This window comes from Crenobacter luteus (genome assembly GCF_004345725.1).
GTDB classification, from domain to species: Bacteria; Pseudomonadota; Gammaproteobacteria; order Burkholderiales; family Chromobacteriaceae; genus Crenobacter; species Crenobacter luteus.
The window spans coordinates 174,097-188,457 of sequence record NZ_SLXG01000002.1 but is presented as its reverse complement, the minus strand read 5'-3'; the positions used below and the strand labels follow the sequence as shown (position 1 = coordinate 188,457).

Genomic DNA, 14,361 nt, shown 5'->3' with positions numbered 1-14,361 from the left:
CATCCTGTATCCGTCAAACAAAACAAGAGCGCAAGGGGCGCTCTTGGGGCTGGGTGAAAGGGCGCGATGGTATCAGCGCACCCCTCCTGCCTCAAGTCGAGGCGGTCTGGCGGCTTTCAAGAGCCGCGCGCGCTCACTGCATGGTCGGCTCGCCGTGGATGGCGGCGAGCAGCTCCTCGCCGACCAGAATGGGCAGCTCGCTCTGCTGGCTCCACAGCACCATCAGCGCGACCAGCTTGGCGAGGTCGACGTCGATGTCTTCCTCGGGCAGCGCCATCAGCCGGTCGATCGCCAGCTCGCGCTGCGCCGGCGTCAGCCCGCCGCTGTCCTCGAGGAACTGCAGCAGGCCGCGCACCTCGACCGGCAGGTGCTCGACCTCGCCCGCGCTGTAGACGCGCAGCGAGCTGGCCTCGTTCGCGCCCGCGAACAGGTCGCCGGCTTCGCTGTCCAGGTGCTCGACCCAGTCGAGCGCCTCGTCGATTTCCTCGGCCTCGAAACCCGCCGCGGCGAGGCGGCGCGACAGGTCTTCGCGGTCGGGGCAGGCTTCCAGGTCGCTGTACTGCTCGAGCAGGTAGCTGAGAACGTCAAACATCGGGGAGGCTTCTATACGCGGGGAGGATTCAGGAGAGGCGCTGGAAGCGGCCGCCGGGCAAGCCCGCGACGCGTCCTTCCAGCTCAAGCTCCAGAAGCATCGCGTAAACCTCCCCAGCCGTCAACTTGAGCCGGTCGGTCAGCGTGTCGACGTCGACCGGGTCGTAGCCCATCGCCGCCAGCAGCGCGCAGCCCGCACCCGCCGGCTGCGGCGCGTCCTCCCGCGCCGGCGCGGCGTCGATGGCCTCGCGCGGCGGCGGCGCGGACCGTGCCGGCCGCCCCACCTCGGCCAACACGTCGTCGACCGTCTCGACCAGCTTGGCGCCGTCCTTGATCAGCCGGTGGCAGCCGCGCGCGAGCGGGTTGTGGATCGAACCGGGGATCGCCAGCACCTCGCGGCCGTTCTCGGCGGCGAGCCGCGCGGTGATCAGCGAGCCGGAGTCGACGCTCGCCTCGACCACCAGGCAGCCGCGCGCCAGCCCGGCGATCACGCGGTTGCGGCGCGGGAAGTGGTGCGCGAGCGCGCCGGCGCCGAGCGGGAATTCGGACAGGATCAGCCCGGCCTCGGCCAACTTGAGGCCCAGCTCGCGGTTGCGCGCCGGGTAGATGCGGTCGATGCCGGTGCCGATCACCGCGATGGTCGAGGCCGGCGCGGCCAGCGCGCCTTCGTGCGCGGCGGCGTCGATGCCGGCCGCCAAGCCCGAAACGATGGTGTAGCCTGCCTTGGCCAGTTCGCGCGCGAACACCCGCGCGTTGTCGAGTCCCTGCGGCGTGGCGTTGCGGCTGCCGACCACGGCGAGCTTGGCGCAGCCGAGCAGCTCACGGCGGCCGCGCCCGAACAGCAAGGGCGGCGGGCCGTGCGTCTCGGCCAGCTCGGCCGGATAGTCGGCGTCGAGCAGCGTCAAGAGGAAGGCGCCGGGCGTCGCGGCGAGCCACGCTTCGGCCGCCTCGACCGCGGCGTTCGCCTCGCCGGCCATCAGCGCGGCGGCGGCCGCCTCGCCGATATGCGGCGCCAGCTGCGCGCGGCGCGCGCCGGCGGCGGCGTTGGCCGAGCCGAAGGCGGCGATCAGCTTCAACAGGCCGACCGGGCCGAGCCCGGGCGTGAGCGCCAGCGTCAGCCAGGCACGGCGTTCGACGTCCATCAGTCGCGCGGCGGGCCGAAGGCGTCGCCGACGTTGATCGCGACCGGGCTTTGCATCACCAGCGCGTAGGCGACGCGGTCGAACACGCGGTAGACGAACAGCGTGCCGGCGACTTCGGTCGGCAGGCGCAGCGTTTCGGCCTGGCCGCCGTCGACGCCGGCGACCCGCACCGCGCCGCCCTTCTTGAACACCGCGAACACGTGGCCGACCTCGACGCCGTCGCGACGGCCGCGGTTGACCACCAGGTTCTGGTACTGGCCGGCTTCGGCGACGCCGTTGTAGACGGCGATCACCTTGCCGCGGATGTCGCCTTCCGGCGCGCGCGGCGCGTAGTTGACGAAGGTGTCCTTCGGCGCCTGCACGAGTCGGTCGCCGACCTGGATTTCCTCGCTGACCGTGCCGACACGCAGGGTCTGCGCCTCGCCGGGCCGGCCGAGGTCGAGCACCTCGAGGTCGCCGCCGTAGACCGCCTCCAAGCCGAGCGTTTCGCGCGTATCCGGGTCGACCAGCGGCGTGCCGGCGCGGTAGGCTTGCCAGACGCCGCCCTCGGTCAGCCCGGCCGCGTAGGCCTTGTCGCCGCTGCCCAGCACCACCCGCTCGTCGGGGCCGGCGATCAGGCGCGGCGCGCGCGCGAACTGGGCCGCGTCGATCACCAGCGGCCGCTTCAGGAACGGTTCGATCAGCCGCGACGGGATGCTCGGCAGCGCGCGGTCGGCGTCCTCGAGCCGCACGCGCGGCGACAGCTTCACGGTGCGTGTGCCGCCCTCGCGCGACAGGCGCGGCTGGCCGTTCACGTAGTCGAGCCGCAACACCTCGCCCGGATAGATCAGGTGCGGGTTGCTGACCTCGTCGCGGTTCATCTGCCACAGCCGCGGCCACTGCCACGGACTTTTCAGGTAGCGCCCCGAAATCCCCCACAGCGTATCGCCGCGGACCACGACGTAACGCGACGGGGCGTCCGGTCGGAGCGTCAGGGTGTCGGCGATCGCCGGTGCGGCGAGCCCGAGAGCGGCGAGCAGCGATATAATTGTCTTACGCATGGCTGAAAGTGACCCAAATGATGCGACGCGAAAGCGCGTCGTTATCGCCCCGACGGGCAGACTTGCAATCCGCATAGTCTAATGGCGGTCGCTGCGCTCGACTACGACTACTTGGAGTGAACCGGCAAGATGGCATTGCTGAATATCCTGCACTACCCCGACGAGCGGCTGCACACCGTGGCCAAACCGATCTCCGCGGTCGACGACCGCATCCGCACGCTGATCGACGACATGGCCGAGACCATGTACGAGGCGCGCGGCATCGGCCTGGCGGCCACCCAGGTCAACGTGCACGAGCGCCTGGTCGTCATCGACGTGTCCGAGGACAAGAGCGGCCTGACCGCCTTCGTCAACCCGGAAATCGTCGAGCGCCGCGGCGACACCGTCTACGAGGAGGGCTGCCTGTCGGTGCCCGGCATCTACGACAAGGTGCACCGCTCCGAGTGGGTGCGGGTGCGCGCGCTGGACCGCGACGGCCAGCCGTTCGAGATCGAGGCCGACGGCCTGCTGGCGATCTGCATCCAGCACGAGATCGACCACCTCGACGGCAAGGTCTTCGTCGAGTACCTGTCGCAGCTGAAGCAGGACCGCATCCGGACCAAGCTCAGAAAACGCGAAAAAAACACGCTGTAATGGCCCTCCCCCCAAGCTTGGCCGAGCCCCACGCTCGGCCAAGCTTTCTTGACGATAGCGCCCGATGAAACTGATTTTTGCCGGAACCCCCGACTTCGCCGCCCGCGCGCTCGCCGCGCTGATCGCCGCCGGTCACGAGATCGCGCTGGTGCTGACCCAGCCGGACCGCCCCGCCGGCCGCGGCATGAAACTGACGCCGAGCCCGGTCAAGGCGCTGGCGCTCGAGCACGGCCTCAGGGTCGAGCAGCCGCTGTCGCTCAGGACGCCCGAGGCGCAGGCGATGTTGGCCGAGGTCGCGGCCGACGCGATGATCGTGGCCGCCTACGGCCTGATCCTGCCGCCGGCGGTGCTCGACATCCCGGCCAGGGGCTGCCTGAACATCCACGCCTCGCTGCTGCCGCGCTGGCGCGGCGCCGCGCCGATCCAGCGCGCGATCGAGGCCGGCGACGCGGAAACCGGCGTCGTCATCATGCAAATGGACGCCGGACTCGACACCGGCGACATGCTGCTGACCCGCCGCGTCGCGATCGACGCGGGCGACACCGGCGGCACGCTGCACGACAAGCTGGCCGAGGCCGGCGCCGAGGCGATCGTCGCCGCGCTGGCCGAGCTTCCCGCGCTCGTGCCCGTGCCGCAGCCCGAGGACGGCGCGACCTACGCCAAGAAGCTGACCAAGGCCGAGGGCGCCATCGACTGGACGCAGGACGCCGACGCGATCGCGCGCCGCATCCGCGCCTTCAACCCGGTGCCGGGCGCGTTCACCACGCTGGCCGGCCAGCCGCTCAAGCTGTGGCAGGCCAGCGCCGAGGCCGGCGACGGCGAGCCGGGGCGGGTGCTCGCCGCCGACGCGGCCGGCGTCGTGGTCGCCGCCGGGCAGGGCGCGGTGCGCGTCACCGAGCTGCAGGCGCCGGGCGGCAAGCGGCTGACGGCGCGCGACTTCGTCGCCGGCCGCGCGCTGGCGGCGGGAACTTTGCTCGGGGCTTGAAATTCCAAAGTGGCACGCCATTTCGTAACAGACTGTAACCACACGGGAAGCGAACGATGAGCAACAACTGGTTCAAGACCACGCTGCTGATGGCGGCTATCGTCGCGCTGTTCGGCACCATAGGCGCGATGATCGGCGGCAAGGTCGGCATGCTGCTGGCGCTGCTGTTCGGCGGCGCGATGAACGTCTGGGCCTACTGGAACTCGGACAAGATGGTGCTGCGCATGTACAACGCGCAGGAGGTCGACGCCCACAGCGCGCCCGAGCTCTACCACATGGTCGCCGAGCTCGCGCAGCGCGCGAACATGCCGATGCCGCGCGTCTACGTGATCCACGAGGACCAGCCGAACGCCTTCGCCACCGGCCGCAACCCGGAGAACGCCGCGGTCGCGGCGACCACCGGCATCATGCGCCTGCTCGACTACCGCGAGCTCAGGGGCGTGATGGCGCACGAGCTGGCGCACGTAAAGCACCGCGACACGCTGATCTCGACCATCTCGGCGACCATGGCCGGCGCGATCTCGGCGCTGGCGAACTTCGCGGTGTTCTTCGGCGGCCGCGACGAAGAAGGCCACCCGGTCAACCCGATCGCCGGCATCCTGGTCGCGCTCCTCGCCCCGCTGGCGGCGACGCTGATCCAGATGGCGATCTCGCGCGCGCGCGAATTCGAGGCCGACCGCGGCGGCGCCGAGATCTCGGGCGACCCGCTGGCGCTGGCCAACGCGCTCTACAAGATCGAGCGCTACGCGCAGGGCCTGCCGATGTACGCGGCCGAGGCGCACCCGGAGACCGCGCAGATGATGATCATCAACCCGCTGTCCGGCGGCGGCGTCTCCGGCCTGTTCCGCACCCACCCGCACACCGAGGAGCGCATCGCGCGCCTGCAGGCGCTCGCCGCCGGCCGCGCCTGAGCCTCGGCCAACCTCTTTTAGATAGGGACGCACGACCAGCCACGGCCGCCCGCCGTGGCTGGCGTCGTTTTACGATAAAGCCATGACCAGCCTCCAGACCCTCGCCACCACCGTCCTCGCCCGCCTCGACGACGGCCGCACGCTGACCGACACGCTCGCCGACCTGGCGCGGCGCCACCCCGAGCTGCCCGCCAGCACCCGCGCCGCGCTGCAGGACGTCGCCTACGGCAGCGTCCGCCGCCTCGCCGAACTGCGCTTCGTGCTGCGCGCGCTGGTGCCGCGCCCGCTGCCCGAACCGGCGCTCGAGCGGCTGCTGATGGTCGCGATCTACCAGCTCGCCCACACCCGCGCCGCGCCGTACGCGGTGGTCGACGGCGCGGTGACCGAGGCCGGCCGGCTCGCCGGCGGCCGCTTCAAGGGCCTCGTCAACGGTGCGCTGCGCAACTTCCAGCGCCAGCGCGACGAGCTGCTGGCGAAGGCGGCGCGCGACCTCGAGGCCGGCACCAACCACCCGCGCTGGTGGGTCGACAAGCTCAAACAGGCGTTCCCGAAGCAATGGCTGGCGATCGTCGAGGCCGACAACAGCCATCCGCCGATGACGCTGCGCGTCAACCGCCGCCACACCGACGCCGACGGCTACCTCGCCACCCTGGCCGAGGCCGGGCTGGAGGCCGAGAAGCTGTCCGGGCACGCGGTGCGCCTCGGGCGCCCGCTGCCGGTGCGCGACTTGCCGGGCTTCGCCGACGGCGTCGTGTCGGTGCAGGACTTCGGCGCGCAACAGGCGGCGCTCAAGCTCGACGTCGCCGACGGCCAGCGCGTGCTCGACGCGTGCGCGGCGCCGGGCGGCAAGACCGGCCACCTGCTCGAGTTGGCCGAGCTCGACCTGACCGCGCTCGACGTCGACGCGACGCGCCTGGCGCGCGTCGCCGACAACCTCGATAGACTGAAGCTGGCCGCGTCGCTGAAGGCCGCCGACGCCGCCCGCGTCGACACCTGGTGGGACGGCGTGCCGTTCGACCGCATCCTCGCCGACGTGCCGTGCTCGGCGTCCGGCGTGGTACGCCGCCACCCGGACATCAAGTGGCTGCGCCGCCCGGGCGACTTCCAGACGCTGGCGCGCCAGCAGTCGGCGATGCTCGACGCGCTGTGGGGCTGCCTCGCCAGCGGCGGGAAAATGCTATACGCTACCTGCTCGATTTTTCCCGAAGAAAACCGCCAGCAACTGGCCGCCTTCCTGGCGCGTCACCCCGACGCCGCCAGCCTCGGCGACGAGACGCTGACCCCGTGCGAGCGCCATGACGGCTTTTATTACGCGCTGCTTGAGAAACGCTAGCCTGCTGCTGGGGCTGTGGCTCGTCCTCGTCCCGGCGGTCATGGCCGACAACATCGCCGCCAGCCGCGCCGAAGCCGAGCTCGTCGACGGCCAGCTCGCGCTCAACACCCGCTTCCAGACCCGCTTGCCGGCCGCGCTGTCCGACGCGCTCGCGCAGGGCGTGCCGCTGACCTTCCGGCTCGACTTCGAGCTGACGCGGCCGCGCGCGCAGGCCTACCGGCTCGACCTGGCCAACTGGTTCGAGCCGCACGCCTCGCTGACCTTCAAGCTCGCCTACCAGTCCTTGACCGGTCGCTACCGCGTCACCATCGGCACGCTGCCGCGCTTCTACCCGACGTTGGCCGAGGCGCTGTCGGCCATCGGCACGATCCGCGGCTGGCGCGTGCTCGAGGCGGGCGCGCTCGCCGGCGTCAACGCCGGCGACGTGCGCGCCCGCGCGCGGCTCGAGCTGGACATCTCCGAGCTGCCCAAACCGTTCCAGTTCAACGCCCTGGGCTCGAACGACTGGGCGCTGTCGTCCGGCTGGGTCGCGCTCGCCGTCAAAGAGGCCGGCTGATGCGCTATCTGGCGATCGCCGGCGCCACGCTCGCCGCCATCCTGCTCTACCTCCTGGCCGTCGCCACCGGCAACACCTCGAAGTTGGCCGAGTACTACTGGTGGGTGTTCGGCCTCAACACCCTGCTGCTGCTGCTGCTGGCCGGCGTGCTCGGCCGGCAGCTGATCCGTCTCAGGAAACGGCTGAAGAACCGCATCTTCGGCGCCAAGCTGACGCAGAAGCTGATGGCGATGTTCGCCATCGTCGCGCTGGTGCCCGGCGTGCTCGTATTCACCATCTCGGCGCAGTTCCTGACGCGCAGCATCGAGAGCTGGTTCGACGTACGCGTCGAGTCGGCGCTCGACCGCGGCCTCGGCCTCGGTCGCAACGCGCTCGAGTACGTACTCGGCGACGTCGCACGCAAGAGCCGCATCGTGCTGGCCGACATCGACGGCCGGCCCGATTCGCTCTTGCCGGCGCGACTCGAGCAGCTGCGCGAGCAGTTCGCGCTCGAACAGGTGGCGATCTTCAGCCAGTCCGGGCGGCTGATCGCCTTCGCCAGCTCGCCCGAGCGCAGCGCGGCGCCGCCGGCGCCGGGCCCGGACACGCTGCGCCGGCTCAAGAGCCGCGTGCCGCTCAAGACCATCGAGAACAGCGGCGACGAGCTGCTGCTCAAGGTGCTGCTGCCCTACCGCACCGCCCGCGAAGAGGCGCGGGTGCTGGCGCTCGAGCAGATGGCGCCGACCGAGATCGCGCGCGACGCCGAAATGATCGAGGCGGCGCGCGCCGACTACCGGCAACTCCTGTTGTCGCGCGACGGGCTCAAGACCTTCTACATGCTGACGCTGCTGCTGGCGCTCTTATTGGCGCTGACCGCCGCGCTCGCCTTCGCGCTGTTCCTGTCCGAGCGGCTGTCGGCGCCGCTGTCGGAGCTGGCAGCCGGTACGCGCGCGGTCGCGCAGGGCGACTTCTCGCGCCGCCACCCGGTATACCGGCGCGACGAACTGGGCGTGCTGACGACGATGTTCAACCGCATGACGCAGCAGCTCGAGGACGCGCGCCATGCCGCAGACGAGAACCGCCAGGCGCTAGAGGCGGCCAAGCTGTACCTGGAGGGCGTGCTCGCCAACCTGACCGCCGGCGTGATGGCTTTCGACGCCGACTGGCATCTGCGCGCGGCCAACCATAGCGCAGCGCGCATCCTCGGCGTCGACTTCGAGGCGCTGGCCGCCCAGCCCTTCCCCGCCTGGCGCACCCCTCACCCGACGCTGTCGCCGCTGATCGATACCCTGCTCGAACACGCCTACGACGACGAGCGCCCCGACTGGCAGCAGCAGATCGACTTTGCCGGCCAGAACGGTACGCGTATGCTGGTGCTGCGCGGTGCACGGCTGCCCGAAGCCTCGGGCAGCGGCTACGTGATGGTGTTCGACGACATCACCCAGCTGGCACGCGCACAGCGCGACGCCGCCTGGGGCGAGGTCGCCAAGCGGCTGGCGCACGAGATCCGCAACCCGCTGACGCCGATCCAGCTGTCGGCCGAGCGGCTGGCGATGAAGCTGGCCGACAAGCTCGACGGCCCGGACGCCGAGATGCTGCGCCGCTCGACCGACACCATCGTCAAGCAGGTGGCGGCGCTCAAGGGCATGGTCGACGCCTTCCGCGACTACGCGCGCGCGCCGCGCACGCAGCTGGCGCCGCTGGAGCTGGGCCAGGTCGTACGCGAGGTGCTGACGCTGTACGAAACCAATCCGGCGGTGAAGGCGAGCTTGTGCGAGCAGCCGCTGACGATCATGGGCGACGCGGCGCTTTTAAGGCAGGTTTTACATAACCTGGTGCTGAACGCACAGGACGCGGTCCTTGACGCTGACATGCCGATGATTCAAATTAGCAGCCGACTCGAAGGAAGGAACGCCGTCGTCAGCATCGAGGACAACGGGCCGGGGTTCAATCCCGACATCCTGCCACGCGCCTTCGAGCCCTACGTAACCAGCAAGGCAAAGGGGACTGGACTGGGGCTCGCCGTGGTGAAGAAGATCGTCGAGGAACACAAGGGCCAGGTCACGCTTGCCAACGTCGAGCCGCACGGCGCGCGTATCCTTCTCACCCTGCCGTTGCTGGAGGCCTAATGCGTAGCAGTGACATCTTGATCGTTGACGACGAAATCGGTATTCGCGAGCTGTTGTCGGAGATCCTGCAAGATGAAGGATATACGGTAGCGCTGGCGGAAAATGCCGAAGTCGCCCGTCAATTGCGCAACCAGACGCGCCCCGCGCTCGTCCTTTTGGACATCTGGATGCCCGACTGCGACGGCGTCACGCTGCTCAAAGAATGGGCCAAGTCCGGCCAGCTCAATATGCCGGTGGTGATGATGTCCGGCCACGCCAGCATCGATACCGCCGTCGAGGCGACGCGCATCGGCGCCTTCGACTTCCTCGAGAAGCCGATCGCGCTGCAGAAGCTGCTGTCGACCGTGCAGCGCGCGCTCAAGTACGGCGACATGCAGGCCAACACCTCGCTGTCGCTCGACAAGCTCGGCAAGAGCGAACCGATCCAGGAGCTCAAGCGCCAGCTCGAGCGCGTGGTCAAGGTCAAGTCGCCGGTGCTGCTGACCGGCGAGTCGGGCTCGGGCTTCGAGCTGGTCGCGCGCTTCTTTCACCAAGGCAACACGCCGTGGGTGACGCCGGGCAAGCTCGAACAGCTGGCCGACGCGCCGCTGGAGCTCTTGCAGAAGGCCAACAACGGCGTGCTCTACCTGCCCGAGATCGGCCAGTACAACCGCCGCATCCAGCAGGGCCTGTTGTTCCTCCTGTCCAAGCTCGACCGCTTCAACGTGCGCCTCGTCTGTTCGTGCAGCCGGCCGCTGCAGGAATTGCTGGTCGACCCGGAGTGCGACAACCGCCTGCTCACCGCCTTGTCGAGCGTGATCGTGCCGATCCCGCCGCTGCGCGAACACGCCGAGGACATCATCTTCGTCGCCGAGCAGATCCTGACCGAGCTGGTCGAATCCAAGCAGGTGCCGCCGCACCGGCTGACCACCGCGGCGCTGAACGCGCTGCGCCAGTACGACTGGCCGGGCAACCTCGAGCAGCTCAGAAGCATCATCAAGAGCCTCGCCTTGACCGCCGAGGCCGACGAGATCGACGCGCCCGAGGTCAACAAGGTGCTCGCGCAGTTCCGCCATGAGAAACCGGTCGAGGAAACCGGCTTCGACTTCAACATGCCGCTGCGCGAACTGCGCGAACAGCTCGAACGCCGCTATTTCGAGTACCATATCTCGCTCGAGAACGGCAATATGAGCCGCGTCGCGCAGAAGGTCGGCCTCGAGCGCACCCACCTGTACCGCAAGCTCAAGCAGCTCGGGATCAAGTTCGCGCGCAAGACCGCCGAGGAATCCTGAGCCGTCGCGACCGACGCGCGAAAACCGGGGCCGCCTGCGCGGCCCTTTTTGTTGTGAAGCCGAACATGACCGAATTGAACGACCAGGCGCTATTGCGCTACAGCCGCCACATCCTGCTGCCCGAGATCGACATCGAGGGCCAGACGCGCCTTCTGAACGCGCGCGCGCTGATCGTCGGCGCCGGCGGGCTCGGCTCGCCGGTGGCGCTGTACCTGGCCAGCGCCGGCGTCGGCACGCTGACCGTCGTCGACGACGACGTGGTCGAGCTGACCAACCTGCAGCGCCAGATCGCGCACGACAGCGCGAGCCTCGGCCACGGCAAAGCCGAATCGGCCGCGCGCCGCATGCGCGCGATGAACCCGGACATCCGTGTCGTGCCGCTCGCCGAGCGGCTCGAAGGCGCAAGGTTGGCCGAGCTCGTCGCGGCGCACGACGTGGTGCTCGACTGCTCGGACAACTTCGCGACCCGCCACGCGGTCAACCGGGCGGCGGTCGTCGCGCGCGTGCCGCTGGTTTCCGGCGCGGCGGTGCGCTTTTCCGGCCAACTGGCGGTGTTCGACCCGCGCGTCGAGACCTCGCCTTGCTACCACTGCCTGTTCCCCGAGGAGGGCGAGGCGACCGACGGCCCGTGCGCGACCTTCGGCGTGCTGTCGCCCTTGGTCGGCGTGATCGGCAGCCTGCAAGCGGTCGAGGCGGTCAAGCTTCTGGCGGGCATCGGGCCGTCGCTGGGCCGACTGACGCTGTACGACGCGCTCTCGGGCGACATCCGCCAGATGCGCGTGCCGCGCGACCCGGGCTGCCCGGTGTGCGGCGAGCGACGCTGACGCCCGGCCGACCGCGGGCCTGCGGCCGGCACCCGACGAAAAAACCCCCGCCTCGGCGGGGGTGTCTTTTTGCGCGCGCGCCGCTCAGGCCCCGATCGCCTTTTCGATCAGACCGTTCAGCTCGGTGAAGTCCGGCACGCCGACGAAGCGCTTGATCACCGTGCCGTCCTTGCCGATCAGCACCGAGGTCGGCGTCAGCTGCACGTCGCCGAAGGCCTTGGCGATCGCCCCCTGGCTGTCGAGCACGACGAAGAACGGCAGTTGCTTGTCCTTCACGTAGGCCTGCACGTAGTGCGGCGGGTCGTAGCTCATCGCGACCGCGACGGTCTCGTAGCCCCGCGGCGCGAAGCGCTCGTGCGTCGCCTTCAGCTGCGGCATTTCCTGGATGCAACCCGGGCAGCTGGTCGCCCAGAAGTTGACCAGCACCACCTTGCCCTTGAGGCTGTCGGTGCTCGCGGTCTGGCCGCCGATCGAGGTGTAGCTCACCTGCGGCGCGCGCGGCGTATCGAACCACAAGGCGTAGCCGGCCAGCGCCAGCACCAGCACACCTGCGATCGCGACGATGGCTTTTTTCATTCTGCGGATTCCTGCTTGTCAGTTTGCGTCTTGGTCGCGCATCGCCTCGAGAAGTTCCTTGAGGCGACCGCCGAGTTCGACGGCGCGCCCGGCCTGGCCGTCGTAGACGACGAAGGTCACGGCGGCCTCGGCGACCACGGTGTCGGTGCCGGCCAGCGTGACCTTCTGGCGCATCACCGCGCTGCGGCGGCCGATTTCCGCGACCCCGGTCGACACCGCGAGCTCCTCGTTCATCAGCGCCGGCCGGCGGTAGTCGATGTTGATGTTGACCACCACCAGCGCAAGCCCCGACGCGAGGAACCACGGCAAATCGCCGTGCTCCTCGAAGAAGGTCCAGCGCGCCTCCTCGAGAAACTCGAGGTAGCGCGCGTTGTTCACGTGGCCGTAGAGATCGAGATGATAGCCCCTTACCTTGATATATGTTTGATGCGGCATGTGATTCCTCGTGACGGTGGCGTGTTGTAGGCCGCCGCGCGGGGCTCAGCCCAGGTCGAGCGGAACGAACGGCTCCCGCTCGAGCGCGGCGTCGACCAGGTCGGTCAGTACCGAATGGATCTCCACCTCGAACCACTCGGTAAACAATGTCGGGGTCAAGGGCGCCGGCCACAGCGCCTCGTCGTCGCACCAGTCGGCCAGCTCGGCGGCGAACAGCGCGCGGTACTGCGCGCGCACGAAATCCTCGGCGCTCGCGTAGTCGTCGGCGGCCGGGATCAGCAGCGCGTTGCAGTCGCCGCGCAGCTCGTCGAGCGACGGCAGCGCCGACACGTCGCCGGGCAGCGACTGGAGCCAGTCGAGAAAAGGCGCCTTCGGGCGCAGGAGGGCGACGCTGCGGTTGACTTCGTACATGACGATCCTTACTGGCTGCTAAGCCGGTTGTCGGCGGTGAAGGTCCACCGGCGGGTGATTTCGAGGGTGGCGTAGCGCTCGGCCAGGGCCGGCGGGAACGGCGCGAACGGCGCGGCGAGCCGCACGATGTTCGCGGCCGCCTCGTCGAGCACCGGCTGCCCCGAGCTGCGGCGGACCTTCACCGAGCGCAGACCGCCGTCGGCGTCGATCAGCACGGTCAACAGCGGCCCGCCGGTCAGTTGCCGGCGACGCGCCTCCTCAGGGTAGTTCAGGGAACCGACGCGCTCGACCTTGAGCCGCCAGTCCTCGAGGTAACGCGCCCAGTCCGGCCCACGCGCGCTGGCGCCGTAAACGGCCTTCTGGCGGCCGCCGGCGGCCGCCGGCGCGGCCTCGACCGCCTCCGCCGTCGCGCCGACGCCGCGCGCCAGCTGCCGCGCCTCGGCCAACAGGCCGAGGCCACCCGCCGCGGGGAGCGTCGGCTCGCTGGCGGCGGGCGGCGGGACCGGTCTGGCCTCGGCCGGCGGCCCGGCGCGCGGCGCAGGCGCTGCAGGCACGGGCCCGGCTGGCGCCGCGGGCGCCGGGGCGCGGCGCGCAGCGCGTGGCACCGCCGCGGCTTCGGCCCGCCGCGGCGCGGGTGGCCGGGCCGGCGGCGCGCGGCCGGCCTCGTCCCCCGCCTCGGCGGCGACCGGCGCCGCGACGGCCGGCGGTACGGCGCGCAGCGACACCGTCAGCGCCGTCCGCGCAGGCAGTGTCGGCACACCCAAGTCGGGCAGTCGCGCGCTCACCAGCAAGGCGAGATGCAGCAGCGCGGAGACCAGCAAGGTCCCGGCGAAGACGGAAACGGACGGGCCGCGCGAAGAAGCACTCATGGACAAAGACACAAGCCGGGCGTGGCGGCCAGTCTAGCACGGGCCGCCGCTACCGGCCTTGCGGGGACGCGAGAGCGGCGCTCAGCCTTCGAGCAGGCTGCGCAGCATCCACGCGGTCTTTTCGTGCACCTGCAGGCGCTGGGTCAGGAGGTCGGCCGAGGGCTCGTCGCTGGCGCGGTCGACGACGTCGAACAGCGAGCGCGCGGTGCGGCACACCGTCTCGTGGCCTTCGACCAGCTGGCGGATCATCTCGTCGGCCGGCGGCACGCCGTCGGCGTCCTTGATCGCGGTCAGCTTGGCGAACTGGCCGTAGCTGCCCGGCGCCGGGTGGCCGAGGGTGCGGATGCGCTCGGCGACCAGGTCGACCGCCAGCCACAGCTCGTTGTACTGTTCCTCGAACATCAGGTGCAGCGTACGGAACTGCGGGCCGGTGACGTTCCAGTGGAAATTGTGGGTCTTCAGGTACAAGGTGTAGGTGTCGGCCAGCAGGCGCGACAGCCCCTGGGCGATCTCTGCGCGGTCTTGCGGGGAAATGCCGATATCCATGCTCGATCTCCTAAAGAAAGCTGGCAGAACTCTGCCGAAGGCGCTCCGAGGGAGTGCGGCGCGCCGGAAAGAAGGCGAAACCGCATCCGTCGAGACTAACGGGCCGGCAGGGCGACGGCAAGCCCCGCTT

The 14,361-nt window shown here is 70.0% G+C and carries 16 protein-coding genes; 8 read left to right on the top strand and 8 right to left on the bottom strand.

The window, feature by feature from the left end; all coding sequences use genetic code 11:
• Positions 1-133 precede the first annotated feature (133 nt).
• From EV683_RS02410 to EV683_RS02400, 3 genes are read right to left on the bottom strand one after another with little or no spacing between them, the layout of a single operon-like run.
• A complete protein-coding gene (locus EV683_RS02410; protein WP_066609970.1) occupies positions 134-592 on the bottom strand; it encodes a Smg family protein in 459 nt (152 codons plus the stop codon).
• 28 nt (positions 593-620) lie between these two features.
• Entirely contained in the window at positions 621-1,733 is a 1,113-nt protein-coding gene (gene dprA / locus EV683_RS02405) for a DNA-processing protein DprA (protein WP_131861712.1), read from the bottom strand.
• The gene (locus tag EV683_RS02400) at positions 1,733-2,773 is read right to left on the bottom strand and encodes a LysM peptidoglycan-binding domain-containing protein (RefSeq protein WP_066609959.1); all 1,041 of its coding nucleotides are present in this window, start codon (positions 2,771-2,773) and stop codon (positions 1,733-1,735) included. The genes dprA and EV683_RS02400 overlap by 1 nt, the downstream gene beginning before the upstream one ends.
• A gap of 129 nt (positions 2,774-2,902) precedes the next feature.
• Here EV683_RS02400 and def point away from each other — a divergent pair, with 129 nt between their 5' ends.
• From def to EV683_RS02360, 8 genes are all read left to right on the top strand, one after another.
• On the top strand, positions 2,903-3,406 hold the full coding sequence (gene def, locus EV683_RS02395; RefSeq protein WP_066609957.1) for a peptide deformylase: 504 nt from the start codon (positions 2,903-2,905) through the stop codon (positions 3,404-3,406).
• Between the two features lie 64 nt (positions 3,407-3,470).
• The gene (gene fmt, locus EV683_RS02390; RefSeq protein WP_131861711.1) at positions 3,471-4,391 is read left to right on the top strand and encodes a methionyl-tRNA formyltransferase; all 921 of its coding nucleotides are present in this window, start codon (positions 3,471-3,473) and stop codon (positions 4,389-4,391) included.
• A gap of 56 nt (positions 4,392-4,447) precedes the next feature.
• Entirely contained in the window at positions 4,448-5,302 is an 855-nt protein-coding gene (gene htpX, locus EV683_RS02385; RefSeq protein WP_131861709.1) for a zinc metalloprotease HtpX, read from the top strand.
• A gap of 82 nt (positions 5,303-5,384) precedes the next feature.
• On the top strand, positions 5,385-6,635 hold the full coding sequence (rsmB, locus tag EV683_RS02380) for a 16S rRNA (cytosine(967)-C(5))-methyltransferase RsmB (protein ID WP_131861707.1): 1,251 nt from the start codon (positions 5,385-5,387) through the stop codon (positions 6,633-6,635).
• Positions 6,622-7,191 (top strand): DUF4390 domain-containing protein, encoded by a 570-nt coding sequence (locus EV683_RS02375; protein WP_231879808.1) that lies wholly within the window; start codon positions 6,622-6,624, stop codon positions 7,189-7,191. Before rsmB ends, EV683_RS02375 begins: the two co-directional genes overlap by 14 nt.
• Positions 7,191-9,299 carry a sensor histidine kinase gene (locus tag EV683_RS02370; protein WP_131861705.1) on the top strand — a complete coding sequence of 703 codons (2,109 nt, stop codon included), beginning with the start codon at positions 7,191-7,193 and terminating at the stop codon, positions 9,297-9,299. Before EV683_RS02375 ends, EV683_RS02370 begins: the two co-directional genes overlap by 1 nt.
• Complete coding sequence (locus EV683_RS02365; protein ID WP_066609935.1) at positions 9,299-10,570, top strand: sigma-54-dependent transcriptional regulator; 1,272 nt, start codon at positions 9,299-9,301, stop codon at positions 10,568-10,570. Before EV683_RS02370 ends, EV683_RS02365 begins: the two co-directional genes overlap by 1 nt.
• Before the next feature lie 65 nt (positions 10,571-10,635).
• Positions 10,636-11,394, top strand: a complete 759-nt coding sequence (locus EV683_RS02360; RefSeq protein ID WP_131861703.1) for a HesA/MoeB/ThiF family protein — start codon at positions 10,636-10,638, stop codon at positions 11,392-11,394.
• An 84-nt stretch (positions 11,395-11,478) separates the two neighbouring features.
• Here the strand turns inward: EV683_RS02360 and EV683_RS02355 are convergent, their stop codons facing one another.
• The 5 genes from EV683_RS02355 to EV683_RS02335 form a co-directional block, all read right to left on the bottom strand.
• On the bottom strand, positions 11,479-11,970 hold the full coding sequence (locus EV683_RS02355; RefSeq protein ID WP_131861702.1) for a peroxiredoxin family protein: 492 nt from the start codon (positions 11,968-11,970) through the stop codon (positions 11,479-11,481).
• Positions 11,971-11,988: 18 nt separating this feature from the next.
• On the bottom strand, positions 11,989-12,405 hold the full coding sequence (locus EV683_RS02350; RefSeq protein WP_066609931.1) for an acyl-CoA thioesterase: 417 nt from the start codon (positions 12,403-12,405) through the stop codon (positions 11,989-11,991).
• Between the two features lie 45 nt (positions 12,406-12,450).
• The gene (locus EV683_RS02345; RefSeq protein WP_066609929.1) at positions 12,451-12,816 is read right to left on the bottom strand and encodes a VacJ; all 366 of its coding nucleotides are present in this window, start codon (positions 12,814-12,816) and stop codon (positions 12,451-12,453) included.
• A gap of 8 nt (positions 12,817-12,824) precedes the next feature.
• Positions 12,825-13,370 (bottom strand): energy transducer TonB, encoded by a 546-nt coding sequence (locus tag EV683_RS02340; RefSeq protein ID WP_207910380.1) that lies wholly within the window; start codon positions 13,368-13,370, stop codon positions 12,825-12,827.
• A gap of 396 nt (positions 13,371-13,766) precedes the next feature.
• Complete coding sequence (locus EV683_RS02335) at positions 13,767-14,231, bottom strand: Dps family protein (RefSeq protein ID WP_066609925.1); 465 nt, start codon at positions 14,229-14,231, stop codon at positions 13,767-13,769.
• Between the last annotated feature and the right edge of the window lie 130 nt (positions 14,232-14,361).

What these genes read in the sequence shown, in the direction of transcription:
- EV683_RS02410 (WP_066609970.1), bottom strand. Translation starts at nt 592, where the DNA reads ATGTTTGACGTTCTCAGCTACCTGCTCGAGCAGTACAGCGACCTGGAA.
- dprA (WP_131861712.1), bottom strand. Translation starts at nt 1,733, where the DNA reads ATGGACGTCGAACGCCGTGCCTGGCTGACGCTGGCGCTCACGCCCGGG.
- EV683_RS02400 (WP_066609959.1), bottom strand. Translation starts at nt 2,773, where the DNA reads ATGCGTAAGACAATTATATCGCTGCTCGCCGCTCTCGGGCTCGCCGCA.
- def (WP_066609957.1), top strand. Translation starts at nt 2,903, where the DNA reads ATGGCATTGCTGAATATCCTGCACTACCCCGACGAGCGGCTGCACACC.
- fmt (WP_131861711.1), top strand. Translation starts at nt 3,471, where the DNA reads ATGAAACTGATTTTTGCCGGAACCCCCGACTTCGCCGCCCGCGCGCTC.
- htpX (WP_131861709.1), top strand. Translation starts at nt 4,448, where the DNA reads ATGAGCAACAACTGGTTCAAGACCACGCTGCTGATGGCGGCTATCGTC.
- rsmB (WP_131861707.1), top strand. Translation starts at nt 5,385, where the DNA reads ATGACCAGCCTCCAGACCCTCGCCACCACCGTCCTCGCCCGCCTCGAC.
- EV683_RS02370 (WP_131861705.1), top strand. Translation starts at nt 7,191, where the DNA reads ATGCGCTATCTGGCGATCGCCGGCGCCACGCTCGCCGCCATCCTGCTC.
- EV683_RS02365 (WP_066609935.1), top strand. Translation starts at nt 9,299, where the DNA reads ATGCGTAGCAGTGACATCTTGATCGTTGACGACGAAATCGGTATTCGC.
- EV683_RS02360 (WP_131861703.1), top strand. Translation starts at nt 10,636, where the DNA reads ATGACCGAATTGAACGACCAGGCGCTATTGCGCTACAGCCGCCACATC.
- EV683_RS02355 (WP_131861702.1), bottom strand. Translation starts at nt 11,970, where the DNA reads ATGAAAAAAGCCATCGTCGCGATCGCAGGTGTGCTGGTGCTGGCGCTG.
- EV683_RS02350 (WP_066609931.1), bottom strand. Translation starts at nt 12,405, where the DNA reads ATGCCGCATCAAACATATATCAAGGTAAGGGGCTATCATCTCGATCTC.
- EV683_RS02345 (WP_066609929.1), bottom strand. Translation starts at nt 12,816, where the DNA reads ATGTACGAAGTCAACCGCAGCGTCGCCCTCCTGCGCCCGAAGGCGCCT.
- EV683_RS02335 (WP_066609925.1), bottom strand. Translation starts at nt 14,231, where the DNA reads ATGGATATCGGCATTTCCCCGCAAGACCGCGCAGAGATCGCCCAGGGG.